Source organism: Botrimarina colliarenosi, assembly GCF_007859955.1.
Lineage (GTDB): Bacteria > Planctomycetota > Planctomycetia > Pirellulales > Lacipirellulaceae > Botrimarina > Botrimarina colliarenosi.
Genome location: NZ_SJPR01000001.1, coordinates 990,890 through 1,007,866, shown reverse-complemented (window position 1 = coordinate 1,007,866; position 16,977 = coordinate 990,890). Strand labels below are relative to the sequence as shown.

Sequence of the window (16,977 nt, the reverse complement as noted above, 5' to 3'; positions counted from 1 at the left end):
CCGGCGCTGGCGCTTAGGGCTCCCTTTATATGAATAGCAAAAAAATGGTTAGACGCGGATCGACCAACCTCGACGCCACATCCCCCACAGCACCAACCACCAGCAAGCGACGAAGGCGACCGCAAACGCGAGCGACGCCAGCCGTGGGTCGCCCAGGCCGATCGCGCCGAGCGGGCTCACGATCAGATTCTGGTAGACCCAACCCTTAACGGTCTGGTCGCCGATCTTAAACAGCGACATCGCCCGCGCCACGAAGCCGGAGGCGACAAACACGAAAATCGCGTTGACCCCCACCATCTGGAAGGCGGTCGCCACCCGCCGGACGGCAGGCGAATTCTTCCCCGCAAGATCGAAAACGAACAGGCAGCCAGCGAGCATCGCCATGCCAAGGCCGCCGGCAAGCAGCACGAAGCTCGGCGTCCACATCGCTTTGTTGATCGGCATACCTAGCAGCGGCGCCGCGTCGCTCCGCCACAGCTCGTGCCAGCCCTGCCCCAACGCCGCAATGGCGAGTCCCGCGACGAGCAGCTTGCCCGCCCCGGCGGCGGTAAGCGGCCGCGTCTTCAGCCGTCGGCCCACCGCAAAGCCAATCAACGGCGTCACGATCGCTGGCAGTGTGCTGAGGAGTCCCTCGGGATCGGTCACCGCGCCGGACCACATGTGCTGCCGGCCGATCGTTGCTTCATCGACACGCAGCACCACGTTGCTCTCGGGCTCGAGCCGCTGAGCGAACGCTACGTCGGTCGGCAGTGTCTTCAGCAGCACGGTGTAGCCCACCAGCAGCGCGATCGCCGCGATCCAGCGGCCGCGCTGGCCAAGAGTCAGAACTACCACCGACGCACCGAAGTACCCCAAGGCGATTCGTTGCAGCACTCCCGGCCAGCGGAGCGTCTCGAGATTCCAGCCCTCTTGTAATCCAAACGGCACACCAAGAATCCTGCCAGAGCCGTTGAGCGCCAGGCCCAACAGAATCAGCACAACGGTGCGCCGGATGATCCGCAGCCACACCGCCCGAGTCGCTTGGCCCGCGCCGTCGGTGTACTTGGCGAAGCTGTACGCCATCGCCACGCCGACCATGAACAGGAAGAACGGGAAGATCAGGTCGGTCGGGGTCCAGCCGTGCCACTTGGCGTGGCCCAGCGGCCAGTAAAGCGCGCCCCAGTCCCCCGGGTTGTTCACGAGGATCATCGCCAGGATCGTCACGCCCCGCATGACGTCGAGCGACAACAAGCGATCGGGCTTGGCGGAGGCGGCGGGGGTCGGTTCTTCGGTCATGACCGCAGAAGATAGCAATTCCCGCCGGGGGCGGGGGAGAACCCCTCTGAATGGAGGCGCCTCCGACGGAGATTCCGAAGGGAATTTCCGATTCATCGGGGGGGCGAAGGGGCGGCGCCTCTTCCCCGCCACTAAACTAAAGCGACGGTCTCTCTCGTTCTGCGTCCTCCCAAACCGACCCCGCCATGTGGCTGCACGCTTCCTGCCTGCTCGAGTTTGACTCCTCGACCCCGACGCCCTTCATCCTGATGCTGCGCCCTCGGAGCGGCGCCCAGCAGTGGGTCGCCCGCGAGCAGTACGTCCTGACGCCCAGCGTCCCGGCGGTCGAGTTCACCGACCCGTTTGGCAATCTGTGCCAGCGTCTGGTTGCTCCGATGGGTCGGTTCTCGATCCGCACCTCGGCCGATATCGAGGCGGCCGACGCCGCCGACACGGGCTACGGCTTGCCGTTCATCGAAGTGCAATCGCTGCCCGACGAGACGCTGCCGTTCTTGCTACCGAGCCGGTACTGCGAATCGGACCGCTTCACCATGATGGCCGCTTCGCTCGCCATGGGGTGGGCGCCGGGCTACAACCAGTGCGCGGCGATCGTCGACTACATCCGCGGCGCCCTGCAATACGTCCCGGGATCGGGGCAGCAGATCATCAGCGCCACGGAAGTGAACCAGCGGACCGAGGCGGTCTGCCGTGATATGGCGCACCTCGGGATCGCCCTCTGCCGGGCGCTGGCGATCCCGGCCCGGATGGTGGTGGGGTATCTCGAATCGCTGCAGCCGATGGACCTGCACGCCTGGTTCGAGGCCTACGTCGGCGGGCGGTGGTACACGTTCGACCCGACCCAGCCGAATCTTGAGGGGGGGCGGGTCGCCATCGCCTACGGCCGCGACGCGGCTGACGTGGCGGTCTACAACCAGTTCGGCGATCCGGTCGATCTGCTGCGAATGGAAGTCGAGGTCGTAAGGCTCGCTTCGGCGCCCTCTTAGAACTGGCCCCGATTAGAACTGGCCCCGATAGGGGGCAGAACGGGCCGAGAGTGAGCCGTCTCTAACTGCGAGGTCGCTACGCCGCTATCGGCTACCTGCCCAGCGGGGAGCGGTCTGGTACGATGGATGCCCCTTTCAGCCGTACCACGACCTTCACCTCATCCCGCAGCGACATGGCAAGCACAATCAACGTCGCGATGATCGGCGCCCGCTTCATGGGCAAGGCGCACTCGAACGCCTACCTCCAGGTCGGCAAGTTCTTTGATCCGGCCGTCCGGCCCGTCATGAAGGCGGTCTGCTCGCGCGACCTGGCCGGCACCCAGGCCTTCGCCGAGCAGTTCGGCTGGGAACGGGCCGAGACCGATTGGCAAGACGTCGTCGCCGCCGATGACATCGGCCTCGTGGACGTCTGCACGCCGGGCGACACCCACGCGTTGATATCGATCGCCGCCGCCAAGGCGGGCAAGCACGTCTTTTGCGAGAAGCCGCTGGCTAACTCGCTCGCCGACGCCCTCAAGATGCTCGCCGCGGTCCGCGAAGCAGGCGTTCGGCACATGGTGAACTTCAATTACCGACGCTGCCCCGCCGTGTCGCTGGCCCGGCAGATGGTCGAGGCGGGCGAGATCGGCGAGGTCCGCCAGTGGCGCGCCACTTACCTGCAAGACTGGCTCGTCGATCCCGAGAGCCCCTACAGCTGGCGGATGGACAAGTCGATCGCCGGCTCGGGCGCCCACGGCGACCTCAACGCCCACGCAATCGACCTCGCACGCTTCATCACCGGCGACGAGATCACGCAGGTGGTCGGCGACATGAAGACCTTCGTCGAGGAACGCCCCTACCCGGACGGTTCGGGGTCGGGCGTCGGCGCCTCGGGCGCGGCGGGCGCCAAGGGCAAAGGGAAGGTCACCGTCGACGACGCGTCGATCTTCCTCGCCCGCTTCGCGGGGGGCGCCATCGGCACGTTCGAAGCGACGCGCATGGCCCCCGGCCGCAAGAACTTCAACCGATTCGAGGTGTCGGGGAGCCGTGGCTCGCTGGTGTGGAACTTCGAGGACATGAACGTCCTGGAGTACTATTCCACCGACGACCCGACCGCCCGCCAGGGGTTTCGCCGGATCATGGCGACCGAGTCGGACCATCCCTATGTCGGCGCGTGGTGGCCGCCCGGGCATCTGCTCGGCTACGAGCACAGCTTCGTCCACGGGGTCTACGACCTGCTCCAAGCGATCGCCAGCGGCGATGACGTGGCGCCCGACTTCCGCGACGGCGCCCAGTGTGTCGCCGTCCTCGAAGCGGTCGAGGCGTCTGTCGCCGCGGGCTCGTGGCAAAACGTCGCCGCCGTCGAGTAGCACTCGAGTAGCACTCGTCCGAGAACTCCCCGTCATCGCGGCCGCCATCGCGGGCAACGACTTGCCCACGCCTGCGCGCGATATCACTCAACCGCGTGGAGTCTCGGCCGAAGACTGCGCCGGGGGCCAGGGCGCTGGGGGCCGGGTCACTCGGCGTCAGCCATCAGTTTCTTCGCGCCGTCCGCAACCCGGGGCCAGTCGAACGCCGGGCCGGGGTCGGTCTTGTTCTCTTGGATGTGGTAGTGACCCAACAGCCCTTGGTAGTCGCGTAGCTGCGCCTCGGGAAGGACGTGCGGGATGACCTGGCCCGCTTCGTCGGACGGGTACTCGCAAGTCAGCTTCGGGAAGACCCGACAGAGCGTGGCGGTGAGCTTCGTAAGCGAGTCATACTGCTGCGGCGTGAAGTCGTACTGATACAGCAGGGTGTTCTGGATCTCGCCAACAACGATCTCGGGCCGGGCGGGATGACCGACGAAGTTTTCGGTCCGCAGGCCGGTCTGCAGCCACTGGGGGAAGGTGAGCCGCATCAACCCCTCGGCGTCCTTGGTGTACCACTGGTCGAGCGTCCCGCGCGACTTGGCCGTGTAGGCGCCGATCTGGGCGATCTCGATGCCGATCGAACGGCCGTTGCTGGTGGTAGCGTGCCAGGCGCGCTCCTTCAGGTCGAGCGTCTGATAGATCGTGCCGTCGACATCGAGCATGAAATGGACGCTCAGACAGCGGTGGTCGTGCAAGATTTTGAAGCACTGCCGGCTCACGCCGCAGACGTCGTAGTGCATGACGAATTGATCGACGACGTCCTGCAACTCGTCGAGCGACCAGCCGCCGCCCCGGACCTTCTCGATCTGCTCGGGCGTCAGCTTCTCTTTACGGAGGCCGTAGCGATTGGGGCTGTCGAGCTTGGCGGCGGTTTCACTGGCTCGCCAGTCGGACTCTTCGTAGGGGGCGAACCGCCGCTCGACGCGGTAGGCGTCGTAGCCACCCGGGTCCATCCAGGTGACGACCGGCGCGGTCGTGTGGAACAGCTGTCCGCAGACGACGATTTCGTCCCCGGTGCGGGGGAGTGGCTCGCCGGGCGTCGCGGCGAGGGCCGAAGGAGAACCATTCGGGGCGGCGATTCCCAAGAGGCTGAGCAGGCCGATAACTACCGTGCGCAAGGAAATCTCCCTTCCACTTCTTTGTTACGTCTTGGCGCATTTGTATTGCGAGAGCGTTGCAAGACTTGGGCGTCCTGCGACAATGGGAGGTTTGGACTCCCGCCCTAAACGCCCCGCCCTCTATGCCCACTGTAACTGCCCGCACCCTCGTTTTCGCGCACGCGATCGTCTTGTGGGCGGCGCTGGCCGTGGCGGGGCCCTGGGACGCCCCGGCCGGGTACTACAGCAGCGCCACGGGCACGGGGGCGACGCTCAAGTCGAACCTGCACGACATCATCGATGGGCACACGGTCTATTCGTACGACTCCTTGCGGTCGATCCTCCAGGTCACCGACGCCGACCCCAACAACCCGGGACGGATGCTCCTGGTCTACGATCGGACGTCGCTCAACGTCGCGGCGATCAACCCCAATGGCAGCATCCCCGGTTGGGACAGCGGCAATTCCTGGAACCGTGAACACACCTGGCCGCAAAGCCGCGGCGTCGGTTCATCGGGGCCCGACACAAGCGACATGCACCATTTGCGTCCTTCCGACAACTCGATCAACAGCCAGCGCAGCAACGCAAACTTCGGCGGAAACTACGGCAACCCCTACGGGTATCAAGGGGACTACTGGTACCCCGGCGACGCCGACGCCGGCATGATCGCCCGGGCCGAGTTCTATATGGCCGTGCGGTACGACGGGTCGGACTCGTCCACGACCGACCTCGAGCTCTCGAACGGAAACCCCTCGACCTCGTCCGGATCGCTCGGCAACCTCGCCAGCCTGCTCGACTGGCACTACCGCGCCGCGCCGGACGACTTCGAACGCCGCCGCAACGACATCATCTTCGACAGCTACCAGCACAACCGGAATCCGTTTATCGATCATCCCGAGTACGTCTGGAGCCTCTTCGTTGATCAGTCGAATGACACCCGCCTATCGATCGCCGGGACGACGGCTTTGTCGTCGGGGGTCTCGACGCAGTCGCTCGACCTGGGCCGCGTCTACGTCGGCGGCTCGGCGCCGAGCCAAGTGGCGATCGGCCTGAACAAGGCCGGCCTCGACGGCACCTACTACCAGGTCACCGCGACGGGCACCGCCTTCACCGATGCGGGCGAGTACGCCCGGCCGGTCGCCATGAATGTCGCGACCGGCGTTGTCGACACCTTCAACGCGGGCCTCAACGTCTCGACCTCGACGGCGGGGGACTTCACCGGGACGGTCGTCATTGACAATCTCGACATCACGAGCGGCGGCGGCGGCGGCCGCGGGGCGAACGACGGCAACGATGTGGTCGATCTCTCGTTCAGCGTGCTCAGCCACCCCGTTGCTTCATTTGCGAGCAATGAGATTGTGACGGACATTACGATCGACTTTGGCCAGGTCGATGTCGGTAGCAGCGCGTTTGAATTAGAGGGGAGCACGATCGTACAAGAAGTTTTTGCCATCACGAACTTCGACGGGCTCGGAGGTCCCACCAACGCCTCCGATTTGGACCTGGATAGCGTCTCGGCGGTTGCTGGAGACCTCGGCGTCTTTTCCTTCCTCAGTATGCTCCCCACGGGTATCGAGCAGGGAATGATTGGGCTGATGAACGTGTTCCTGGACACCAGCAACGCCGGCCTGTTCGAGGCGACCTACCTGCTCGACCTTTCCGGCGAAGACCTCCCCGGAGATCAGCAGCAGACGCTCTCGCTCACCCTGATCGGTGAAGTCCTCGCCGCAGGCCTCGCCGGCGACTACAACGACGACGGCCGAGTCGACGCCGCCGACTACACGGTCTATCGCGACTCGTTCGGATCGACCGAGAACCTCGCCGCCGATGGCGACAACAGCAACGAGATCGACGCCGGTGACTACGATGTCTGGGCCGCCAACTACGGCGCCACTACCCCGCCGAGCCTCAGTGTTCCAGAGCCGATGGGAGTCCTGATGGTGTTGGCGATGTTGGCTGGTTCCGCCTTGCGGTCTTCCCGCGTCGCCTAGCTGTCCTCTAGGAACAACGCGTGCCAATGACGCCTAATGAATGCTCAAGCCGTCGTGCCTAAGCACGCAAGAATGAGCCGTAGGCGCTAGCCTCGGGCAGCGCCACGAAAAGGCGTTCAGGGATACAAAAGCACCGCCGCGCGTCGTTGACGGTAGGCGTCGAGCCCCTTGCGGGCGAGCCCTTGCAGTTCGTCCACCGACGCGCCGGCGACCACCGCTTGGTAGACCTCCTGGTTGATCAAGAGGCGGTTGTAATTCTTGGTCTCCCACGCGTCGGGGTAGAGCCGCCGCAGCGTCGCGGCGATCGCCATGCCGGCATCGACCGCATTGAGTTTCTTGGCGTTGGTCAACACGACATCGACCCCGCCGCAACGCTCGCCCTCGAACTTGCTCGCCGTCGGCGTGAAGTACCGCGGCACAAACCGTACGCCGGGCGTGTTGGCGTTGTTGAGAACGGCGGCCAATTCACGCGGGTCCTCAATCCACGGCGCCCCAAAAACCTCGAAAGGCGTATCGGTCCCGCGCCCTACCGAGATGTTCGTCGTCTCCATGATGCCGACGCCGGGGTAGAGCAACGCTTGCGTCAGCCGCCGCATGTTGGGCGACGGGTCGGTCCAGACCAGCCCGGTGCGGTCCCAGGTCTCGGCCCGCTTCCACCCCTCGCAGGGAACGACGACTAGATTGACCTCGATCGGCCCGCGCTCGTCCCCCTCGCTCTTGAACAGCTTGGCCAACTCGCCGAGCGTCAGGCCGTGACGCAGCGGGACCGTGTGGAAGCCGACGAACGACTCCCCGTCGGCGTCGCGCATCGGCCCCTCGATCGTGGCGCCATCGATCGGGTTGGGCCGATCAAGCACCACGAACGTGATCCCCGCGTCGGCCGCCGCCCGCATCGCCAGCTTCATCGTCGAGGGGTACGTGTAAAAACGGCAGCCGATGTCCTGGATGTCGAACACCAGGGCGTCGAGGTCCTCCATATGCTCCGGCTCCGGCGTGCGGCGTGGCCCGTAGAGGCTCACGATCGGCAGGCCGGTTGGCCCGTCCGTGCCGTCGCTGATCTGCGACTGATCGAGCTCGCCCCGGATGCCATGTTCGGGGCCGAAGAGCCGCACGAGATTCACCTCGTCGGCGTCGTTCAGCACGTCGATCGTCGTCCGTCCCGCGGCGTCGAGGCCGGTGTGGTTGGTGATCAGGCCGATGCGTTTGCCGAGGAGGGGGGCGAAGCCGTCCCGCTGCAGGACATCGACCCCGAGCAACACAGGGGGGGCCGCCGACACCGGCGTGAGCAGAAACAAAGCAAGCGACACGGCGCACAGGACGTGGATTCGGAGCATCGTTGGGTTCCGGGGAGTCAGGGTTTCCCCAGCAGCCTAACCGACCGAAGGGGCCAGATGAGTGGGCGACGCAAGTCGTCGGAGTGCGTGCGCAAAGGCGTTCTCCACGGAATCGCTCTGCCGCCTCGCCCAGGGCCCCTGCCGGCGCCGTTGATTGCAAACCGCAGGGCGGGGAAACTGGTGGGTCCCAATCGATACACCCCGCCTCCAGCCTGCCGCCCGCCGTGCCCGTCGTTCTCAGTCTCCAAGACGCCCACAAGCGTTACGGCCACCAAGTCCTGCTAGACGGCGCCGCCTGCGCCCTGACGGACGATCAGAAAGTCGGCCTGATCGGCCGCAACGGGGCCGGCAAGAGCACGCTCTGCCGCATCCTGCTGGGGGACGAGGACCTCGACGCGGGCGACGTCGTCCGCAGCAAAAAGCTCCGCCTCGGCTACCTGCGGCAGCACGACCCGTTCCGCGACGGCGAGACCGGCATGGAGTTCCTCCAACGGGACTCGGGCCAGCCCGACTGGAAGTGCGGCCAAGTGGCGTGGCGCTTCGCCCTCGGCGATGACATGCTGCTGCGCCCCGTCCGCGAGCTGTCGGGCGGCTGGCAGACCCGCGTCAAGCTGGCGGCGCTCTTGCTCCACGACCCCAACCTGCTGATCCTCGACGAGCCGACCAACTTTCTCGACCTGCGGACCCAGATCCTCCTGGAACACTTCCTCAAGGACTTCAAGGCGGGCGTCCTGGTGGTTTCGCACGACCGGTCGTTCCTCGGCGCAACCTGCAACCACACCCTTGAGCTGACGCGCGGCTCGCTCACCATGTTCCCGGGCGACGTCGAGAGCTACCTCACGAACCTCGAAGAACGCCGCGAGCACGACCGACGGCTCAACACGGCGACCGCCACCAAACGGAAACAGCTTGAGCAGTTCATCGCCAGCAACCGGGCGAACGCCAATACGGCCAGCCAAGCCCGTAGCAAGGCGAAGCAGCTCGAGAAGCTCGAGATGATCGAGGTCGCCGGCGAGGAGGCCCGGGTCCACTTCTCGTTCCCGGCGGTCGAGGCCCGTAAGGGACCCGCGATGCGGGCCGAGAACCTGACAATCGGCTACGAAGACCGTGACATCGCCTCCGACATCCAGTTAGAGATCGAGCATGGCGAGCGCGTCGGCATCGTCGGCGACAACGGCCAGGGCAAGACCACCTTCCTGCGGACGATCTGCGAATCGCTTCCGGTGAAGGAAGGGCAGATGAAGTGGGGCTTCGGTTGCCAATTGGGCGTCTACGCCCAGCACGTCTACACAACGTTGCGGCCCGACCAGTCGGTGCTGGAATACTTGGAGTATCAGGCCACGCCGGGCACCACGACCCAGCAGATCAAGACCATCGCCGGCAGCTTTCTCTTCTCGGGCGAGACCGCTGAGAAGAAGATCAAGGTCCTCAGCGGCGGCGAGCGGGCCCGCCTCGTGCTCGCCGGCTTGCTGCTCGAGAAGCACAACGTGCTAGTCCTCGACGAACCGGGCAACCACCTCGATGTCGAAACGGTCGAAGCGCTCGCCGAGGCGCTAAAGCGCTATGTCGGTACGGTGATCTTCACCAGCCACGACCGCCACTTTATGCACGAGGTGGCAACGTCCGTCATCGAGGTGGGTGGCGGCCGCGTCGTCGCCTACCCGTCGAGCTACGACGACTATGTCTATCGCATCGGGAAGGAGATCGACGCCGGACTCCGGGTCGCCCCCGGCGTCAAAGCGAAGGACGCCGCCGCTGACGACAGCTCCAACAGCCCCAAGCCGGGCGGCAAGGCCGACCGCGACGCACAGAAACGCCTCAAGGCGGTCGAGCGGCGGATCGCCAAGCTCGACGATGAAAAGAAGCAACTCAACGAAGAGCTAACGAAGGCCGCGACCGACGTCGACAAGATCAAGAAGCTCCAGACCCAGCTTGCCGAGATCGTTGACGAATGCGAGACGCTCGAGGCTGAGTGGCTCGAGCTGAGCGAAGCGACCGGCGCGTGGTAGCGTGAATCCCCTCGCCCGAAGGGGGAGAGAGTTAGCTGCGGAGGAATTAAAGCTCAGTCCCAGAACGCGTAGCGGGCGATGCACCATAGCGCCCGCACCGCGTCGCGGGGGCCGATCTTCTTGCCTTCTTCCCAGCCGCGGCTGTTGTAGGCGACTGGCACTTCAAGGAAACGGCAGCCGCGGCGGGCCAACTTGGCCGTTAGCTCGGGCTCGAAGCCGAAGCGATTCTCCCGCAACCACACGCCACGCAACGCGTCGCGGCGGAACGCCTTGTAGCAGGTCTCCATATCGGTGAGCCGCAGGCCGGTCGTCAGGTTCGACGCGGCGGTCAGCAGGCGGTTGCCCAAGCGGTGGAGCCGCGACGGGTCTTGCTCGGCGTTCTCGAGGAACCGCGAACCGTACACGACATCGGCTTCGCGGCGCTGGATCGGCTCGAGCAACTTGGCGTAGTCGGCCGGGTCGTACTCAAGGTCGGCGTCCTGCACCAGGACGATGTCGCCGCGGGCGTGCGATAGGGCGGTCCGCAGCGCGGCGCCCTTGCCCTTGTTGTAGCCGTGTAAGACGACCCGCACGTCGGGGCAGTCGCGGTCGATCTCGATGAGCAGGTCGCGTGTGCCATCCGTGCTGCAGTCGTCGACGATCAGCAACTCGTCATGCTGAGCTTGGGCGCGGACGCGGGCGACGATCTCGCGGATCGTGGCGATCTCATTGAAGACCGGCATCAAGATCGACACTTTGAGTCGCACCGGCGTCGCGCTGCCGGCGGCCGGCCCAGCGGGCGCCGCGCTAGCGAGGTCGCCGTAGAGCCGGGCCTCTTCCAGGGCCGCCTCGGCCTCGGCGAGCGTTTTCTCGATGCGGCCGTGGATTGCGCCGTCCCGCAACGGCGCCTTGGGCGACGCAACGGTCATGCGATCTTCGGTCTCGAGTTGGTCGATCGTGCTCATAGGAGGGGGATCCGTGTCAGCCTTCATTATAGGGAACAGCGGGGGCGCTAGCGTCACGCTTCGCCACCTCGCGGGAGGAATTCTCAACGGGCGCCAACACTCTGCGACGCGGCAACGCGGGCCACTCGAAGGCGGTCAGCGAGAAATGATCCGACACGAAACGCCGTTCGGCCGGTACGAAGTTGGGCGAGGACACGTCGTCGACCACGGCGGTCGGCCCCCACAGCTGGGCGACGGCGTCTTGATACACAAGCGTCCAGGCGCCGCCGTTCGCACGGCCCGCGTCGGCCATCACTTCAACCGCATTCGCGTACTTGCGATCAACCAGCACCCAGTCGGGCCGATCGACCTCGAGCGTCCGCAAGCCGTCGATCGGACCCGAATCGCCGCTCCGATGGCGGGCGATGCGGCCGCCAACGAGAAAGTCGAAGTGCCGGTCGATAACTTGCTGTGGATAGCAGGTGCGAAAACGGCCATCGAACGACACCTTCACGTCGGGCGCCAACGCCGCCAAGGCGTACTGGGCCCAATTGAAGCAGACCACCAAGTCGCCCCGGACATGCTGCTCCGCCATCCACTGGAGGGCGTCGACCGGATAGCGCGAGCGGTAGACCGGCAAGCTCGCCAGCCGCTGGCCGAGGAACGTCGCCTGCAGAGCAATCGCGCCGGCGAGCGCCGCGGCGATCCCCGTTCGCATCCAGGGCGAAAGCGACGCCGTCGGCAAGCCTTGCGCCGCCTTTGACCGCAGGCGGCTGGCGATCGATTGCAAGTGCGGCGGCAACCAGAAGCCGCACAGCAACGCGAAGAAAGCGATATGCCGCAAGTGCGACACGGCCTGCCAGCCGACCAGCGCGAGCACCAGCATCTTCACGAGGTCGCGTCGGCGGTCGGTGAACGCGTAAGCCGCTAGGGCGACCGCGATCAGCAACACCAAGGGCCAGAAGACCGGGTTGTCGGACGTCGGAGCGGCCCACTCGGTGATCTCGGGGCGCGGGGAGCCTAGCGATTCGATGAGCCACAGGTGGAGGCTATAGCCGTAAGGCGTCGCCAGCGTCGCCAGCCCACATGCGGCCGCCACGACGGCGAGACCGACGACAGGCCGCCAGGCCTCGCGCCCCGTCCGGATCAACAATTCGACCGCCCGTCCGACGAGGACCACCGTGAAGATCCCCAGCCCCGCGGCGAAACCCGCGTGCGAGTTGGCCCACACGACGAAAAGCAGCGGCATCCCCGCCAGCCATCGCCAATCGATCGCCGTCAGGTCCGCCTTCCGGCGGTTGTTTTGAAAGTCGCTGCGACGGTTCCCCCACCCGGCGAAGGCCCGGTCGAGCGCCAGCAGCATCACCGCACACCACAGAAAGCTCAGCAGCTGAGGCCGCAGCGGGAAGAAGGCTTGCAGGTTGTGCGCCACCAGCAAGAATGTCGCCCAGGCGGCGATCGGCCGCACGCCTTGCCGCCGCGCGGCCAGCGACATAAGCAGCAAGATCGACATCCCCAGCAGCACCTTCGCCGCGAGCATCCCCTGGACGCCCAGCGTACGGAAGCCGTAAGCGAGCGCCAGCTCAGCAAGATTCTCGTGGTTCACCCAAGGATGGCCCTGGGCGGTGAAGGTGTGGGTTGCTGTCCGGGGGAGTTCTCCCTGGGCGATCCACTCTTCGGCGTAGCGGACATGCCCCCACAGGTCGGGATCGACGACGTTCAGCGACAACGGCCCCGCGCAAGCGACCACCAACAGCGCAATCACCAGCCGCCGAAAGACCTGGTAGTCGCGGCGGGCGGGGCTGAGCAGGTTCGGCGACGCGGCGGCGTCCGACGGGTTCATCACGGGGGCCTGAAGGAGAGCGTACGCCGCGGCGCAAGCCGCCCTTCTGCAGGCGGGGCACAACGCGGCGCACAAGCGTACGACGCTCTCAGCCGGCAAAGCGGCCGCAGCCGACAAATCCCGCCACTCCGGCGCCGGCGCCAACGCCCCAAACCCCCAACGCGGCGCCGCCTGCACAGTCCCACTTCGTCCCGCGAAGCCTGGAAACAACCGGCGTCAAGTCCAACCCGCACAACACTTTGGGGCAATCACACCGAAGTCCTTCATTCGCCTTGGCACGCGCCGGGAGGTTCTGATAGTTTCCCCCTGCCTCAGACGGCGAGGGCCCCCACAGACGGGTTGCCACCGCCAGGATGCGGGGCGCTAATCAAGGATGAAACCACCACCGGCCGCGTCTCTTACGACCCGCGCCGGTTAAGCGAGCAAGGAGAGCCCCCGATGGCGATGACCGAGAGCTTCACGCGGTTGGACGTCCACATCCGCTGGATGATCCGTCGCGATATGGAGCAGGTGCTCGACATCGAGCAGACCGCGTTTGAGTTCCCTTGGTCGGAAGAGGACTTTGTCGCTTGCCTCCGCCGCCGTAATTGCATCGGTATGGTCGCCGAGCGGGGCGACCGCGTCGTCGGCTTCATGATCTACGAACTGCACAAGACCCGGCTGCACCTGCTCAACTTCGCCGTCGCCCGCGACACCCGCCGCCGCGGCGTCGGCTCGCAAATGGTCGAGAAGCTCGTCGCCAAGCTCAGCAGCCAACGCCGCACCCGGCTGTCGCTCGAGGTCCGCGAGACGAACCTCGACGCCCAACTCTTCTTCAAGGGTTCCGGCTTCCGCGCCACCTCGGTCCTCCGCGACTTCTACGACGACTCGCCGGAAGACGCCTACCTGATGCAGTACTACCACCGCGCCGCTGAGATCGAGTTCCTTCCGGTCGAGGATTCGATCCACCGGATGGCGGGCTAGCGGTGAGGCTTGAGGCCGCCGACTTGAGGGTTGCTATGCCTATCCCTCACTGTCCGCAGCGCAACCCTCACGTCTCAAGCCTCACACGCTGACAAGCGTGCTCTCCACCGTCGGCAGCTCCACGACCGCGATCGTGTGCCGGTCGGCGCGGTACAGCGCCCCCGGGTTGAGCACCAGCGTCTCGCCGTGCCGGTCTTCGGCCGCGACGTGCGTATGGCCGTAGCAGACGAGGCGATACGCGCCACCCGTGATGACTTCTTGAAAGCGTCGCCGGTCGTGACTGTGCAGCAGGGCGATCGGCACGCCCGCGAGCTCGATTTCGCCGAACAGGCCGTGGCACGTCTGCCCGGCCCCCTCGATCGCCTCCCGCAAGTCGGCGTGGTCGTAGTCGCAGTTGCCGAAGACGAAGTGCGTCGGCCACGCGGCAAACAATTCCACCACGGCCGCCGAGCCGATGTCGCCGCAATGCAGCACGGCCTCGACTTCGAGCGACTCGAGCATCCGGATCGCGGGACGCGTGTGATCGATCGAACCGTGGGTGTCGCTAACGACGCCGATACGCATGATGCAGACCCGTTAAGCCATGATTATTAGCCCGGGGCGGCGCCCAGACTGAGCAAGGATTCCATCGAGAGGTCGAGCTTCGCCCTCACCTCGGAAAGCGACGCCGCGTCTTCAAGTATCGTACAGAAAGGCTCGCCCGCGCCGATCGTCGCCCCCACCCGCGGGACATCGGCGACGCGTCCCGCCTTGCTTAGATCGAGCAGCTTCATCGCAAGCTCTTGATCGATATCGATCCGCCTCGGGGCGTAGAGCACTCGCTTGCCAACAACCGGAACGCGTTCTCCCGACGGCTTCGATTGGCATGCCCGAGCAAAGCAACCCGCGTGGGCGGCGACTGCCGAGACGCCTGTCGCTCGCTCAAGGACTTCCACCGACGCGGTGTAGCGGGGATTGATCTCGATTACGCAAAATCGCTGGCCTTGAGCGACGTAGTCAACGCCGACCAATCCTCTGAGCGCTAGCCGTTCCGAGAGAACACGCCCCAACGCCGCGAACCTTTCGGCGTCCACTCCCTGGTGTTCGGTCGAAACAATCGACCCGGCGTATCCAAAGCCACTTCGCAGTTGTTGTTCACTCTTCCCCAGCAAGGTCACACCGGCGGACGACACCGTGAACAAAACGGACTCCGGCGTCCCTTCGGCAAATCGCTGCGCGTAAACATCGGCGCCGGTTGGCTGTTCACCGTACCGCCACACGCCGGCGCCCGCGCTGTGGCGGTAGGTCTTCGCAAGCCAGAGCGTGTCGTCGGTCGGCGGCGTGTTACGAGGCAGCGTTTCAGGAAACGCGATCCCCTCCGCGGCAAAGACATCCTGCAAAACCAGCGGGTCGCGGCAACGCCGTAATGTCTCGCCGTGGACGCCCCACAGCGGCGCAATCGTCGTCATCTTTTCGACGAGGTCTGGGTAGTTCTCTAACGCCCCCGTGTACATCCAAGCGTCGACGTCCTGCGCGGCGAGCCAGTCGGAGAGGCCGTCCGGGTAGCGGTCGATCTTAGTGACCGGACAAACGCCATCGAGATCGGAGTCGGCGAAGAGGTCGGCGCCGACTACCTCGAAACCGGCCCGCAACGCCGATTGGGCCGCGGCGCGGACGCTTGCGCCTACGATCGCGAGACGGGTCGTAGGTTGGTCTCTAACCACAGGTCTCAGGAGAGCTGGCTCCCCTCCCCCTTGGGGGAGGGGGAATCTGGTGTCATCCGAGGTTCTCATCCGCTGGCCGCTCGTAGCTCGGCTTGCCGCGGAAGACCGCCGCCGGGTACTTCTCATGGTTGCGGAGCATCTTCGCACGCACCGCCTGCGACAGGTCGACCCCCATCGCACCGGCCATCGCGAAGCAGTAGCCCACGACGTCGGCGAGCTCTTCGGCGGCAGCGGCGCGTTTCACGGGGTCGTCCATCGCGCGCTGCGCCTCGGCCGGTTCGAGCCACTGGAAGTGCTCCATCAGCTCGGCCGCCTCGATGGCGATCGACATCGCGAGGTTCTTCGGCGAGTGGTAACGGGACCAGTCGCGCTCGGCGACAAAGTCCTCGACCAACTGGCGGAGTTCGGCGACCGTCGTGGCTTGGTCGCCGGGATCGTCACGGGGATCGTCGCCGCGGTCGGAAGGGTCGGCAGGCATTAAGCGGCTCGGGCGGCGGGCGTTTCTTGGGCAGCAGGGGCTGTCCGAAGATAACGGCGCCGGTAAGCCTCGGCCAAGTGAACGACCGCTTCGAAGAGGAGCCGATCGGCCCCTTCGCGGACCGCTTGGGCGGCCCGCGGCTCTAAGCCCGCGACGGTTTCGTTCACCGCCGTGAGGTGCAATTCCAACAGCCGCGGACCGGTGATTCCTTCGGCGGCGAGCTCGTCGGCCAACCGGCCAAGCTCGTCGCCACGCGGCCCGTCGGCCAGCAACGCCCGCCGCGCTAGCTCGGAGTACGCCTCGGCCGCGCCGTGCGTGAGCCGCAGCGTCGGGGCCCGCTCGGGTTCGTCAGGCAGGCGCCGCAGTTCGGCGAGAAGCCGGTGCTGCGTCTGCACCAACCGCTGGGTTTGTTCTTGTTCGCGGGCCAGCTGCTGCTGTTCGGCCAGGAGGGCCCGGCGGGTTTCGCGGAGGCGCTGGCGGGCGTCGATCGCACGTCGCATCCGCCCGGCAAGTTGGTCGGCGGTTGTCTCCGCCAGACAGGCGTACTCGTCGGCTCCGGCGTCCCAAGCGGCCGCTTCGAGGTCGATCGCCCGTTCGGCGCCAAGGATAGCGAGGGGCGTTTCGTCCCCCGCGCCGCGCAGCGCCCGGGCGAGCATCAGCGCATCCACCAGCGGCGGCTCGTGCAGCGCGACGGCGGCGTCAAATGGCTCGCGGCGGAGTGCGGCCAACGCCTCGGCGACCGTCGCCACCAGCACCGGCTCGGCCGCGTCGAAAGCCGACGCAACGCTCGCCGCAAGCGACCTCGCACGGGCCACATCGGCGGCGACGGCGACGAGACGGAGCGGCGGTTGGCTGACGGGCAGAGACATTCCACGGGGACGCTACGGAATCGCCCCCCGCAGGTCAACGGAAAATGAGCAGTCACGGAGTCACGCAAGCAAACTGATCCGCGCACGCAGCAAGCGGAGCGGTATCACTCTCTATTGCTAG

At 66.0% G+C, this 16,977-nt stretch carries 14 protein-coding genes; 5 read left to right on the top strand and 9 right to left on the bottom strand.

Annotation, left to right across the window (positions count from 1 at the left end):
• Nucleotides 1-48: 48 nt before the first annotated feature.
• Complete coding sequence (locus Pla108_RS03890) at nt 49-1,275, bottom strand: acyltransferase family protein (protein WP_197526220.1); 1,227 nt, start codon at nt 1,273-1,275, stop codon at nt 49-51.
• A 185-nt stretch (nt 1,276-1,460) separates the two neighbouring features.
• Between Pla108_RS03890 and Pla108_RS03885 the strand changes: the two genes are divergently transcribed.
• Both Pla108_RS03885 and Pla108_RS03880 read left to right on the top strand, forming a co-directional pair.
• Nucleotides 1,461-2,258, top strand: coding sequence for a transglutaminase domain-containing protein (locus Pla108_RS03885; protein WP_146443201.1), 798 nt, complete (start codon nt 1,461-1,463; stop codon nt 2,256-2,258).
• Between the two features lie 173 nt (nt 2,259-2,431).
• Nucleotides 2,432-3,607, top strand: coding sequence for a Gfo/Idh/MocA family protein (locus Pla108_RS03880; RefSeq protein WP_146443198.1), 1,176 nt, complete (start codon nt 2,432-2,434; stop codon nt 3,605-3,607).
• A 146-nt stretch (nt 3,608-3,753) separates the two neighbouring features.
• Here the strand turns inward: Pla108_RS03880 and Pla108_RS03875 are convergent, their stop codons facing one another.
• A complete protein-coding gene (locus Pla108_RS03875; protein WP_197526219.1) occupies nt 3,754-4,764 on the bottom strand; it encodes an N-acetylmuramoyl-L-alanine amidase in 1,011 nt (336 codons plus the stop codon).
• A 122-nt stretch (nt 4,765-4,886) separates the two neighbouring features.
• Between Pla108_RS03875 and Pla108_RS03870 the strand changes: the two genes are divergently transcribed.
• Nucleotides 4,887-6,734 carry an endonuclease gene (locus tag Pla108_RS03870; protein WP_146443196.1) on the top strand — a complete coding sequence of 616 codons (1,848 nt, stop codon included), beginning with the start codon at nt 4,887-4,889 and terminating at the stop codon, nt 6,732-6,734.
• A gap of 116 nt (nt 6,735-6,850) precedes the next feature.
• On the opposite strand, the gene Pla108_RS03865 is transcribed toward Pla108_RS03870, so the two are convergent.
• Entirely contained in the window at nt 6,851-8,068 is a 1,218-nt protein-coding gene (locus Pla108_RS03865) for an exo-beta-N-acetylmuramidase NamZ family protein (RefSeq protein WP_146443194.1), read from the bottom strand.
• A 224-nt stretch (nt 8,069-8,292) separates the two neighbouring features.
• Here Pla108_RS03865 and Pla108_RS03860 point away from each other — a divergent pair, with 224 nt between their 5' ends.
• On the top strand, nt 8,293-10,077 hold the full coding sequence (locus Pla108_RS03860; protein ID WP_146443192.1) for an ABC-F family ATP-binding cassette domain-containing protein: 1,785 nt from the start codon (nt 8,293-8,295) through the stop codon (nt 10,075-10,077).
• A gap of 53 nt (nt 10,078-10,130) precedes the next feature.
• Here Pla108_RS03860 and Pla108_RS03855 read toward each other — a convergent pair whose 3' ends face one another.
• Together Pla108_RS03855 and Pla108_RS03850 are read right to left on the bottom strand one after the other, a co-directional pair.
• Nucleotides 10,131-11,021 carry a glycosyltransferase family 2 protein gene (locus Pla108_RS03855; RefSeq protein ID WP_231934280.1) on the bottom strand — a complete coding sequence of 297 codons (891 nt, stop codon included), beginning with the start codon at nt 11,019-11,021 and terminating at the stop codon, nt 10,131-10,133.
• A 16-nt stretch (nt 11,022-11,037) separates the two neighbouring features.
• Nucleotides 11,038-12,843, bottom strand: coding sequence for a hypothetical protein (locus Pla108_RS03850; RefSeq protein ID WP_146443190.1), 1,806 nt, complete (start codon nt 12,841-12,843; stop codon nt 11,038-11,040).
• Nucleotides 12,844-13,182: 339 nt separating this feature from the next.
• On the opposite strand from Pla108_RS03850, the gene rimI reads away from it, so the two are divergent.
• Nucleotides 13,183-13,806 (top strand): ribosomal protein S18-alanine N-acetyltransferase, encoded by a 624-nt coding sequence (gene rimI, locus Pla108_RS21200; protein ID WP_261342505.1) that lies wholly within the window; start codon nt 13,183-13,185, stop codon nt 13,804-13,806.
• Nucleotides 13,807-13,887: 81 nt separating this feature from the next.
• Here rimI and Pla108_RS03840 read toward each other — a convergent pair whose 3' ends face one another.
• The 4 genes from Pla108_RS03840 to Pla108_RS03825 all read right to left on the bottom strand — a co-directional run bounded on the left by Pla108_RS03840 (nt 13,888) and on the right by Pla108_RS03825 (nt 16,856).
• Entirely contained in the window at nt 13,888-14,370 is a 483-nt protein-coding gene (locus Pla108_RS03840; protein WP_146443186.1) for a YfcE family phosphodiesterase, read from the bottom strand.
• A gap of 26 nt (nt 14,371-14,396) precedes the next feature.
• Nucleotides 14,397-15,437: an ATP-grasp domain-containing protein gene (locus Pla108_RS03835; protein ID WP_197526216.1), complete on the bottom strand. Its 1,041-nt coding sequence runs from the start codon at nt 15,435-15,437 to the stop codon at nt 14,397-14,399.
• Nucleotides 15,438-15,561: 124 nt separating this feature from the next.
• On the bottom strand, nt 15,562-15,987 hold the full coding sequence (locus Pla108_RS03830) for a nucleotide pyrophosphohydrolase (protein WP_146443181.1): 426 nt from the start codon (nt 15,985-15,987) through the stop codon (nt 15,562-15,564).
• Entirely contained in the window at nt 15,987-16,856 is an 870-nt protein-coding gene (locus tag Pla108_RS03825) for a hypothetical protein (RefSeq protein ID WP_146443178.1), read from the bottom strand. The genes Pla108_RS03830 and Pla108_RS03825 overlap by 1 nt, the downstream gene beginning before the upstream one ends.
• Between the last annotated feature and the right edge of the window lie 121 nt (nt 16,857-16,977).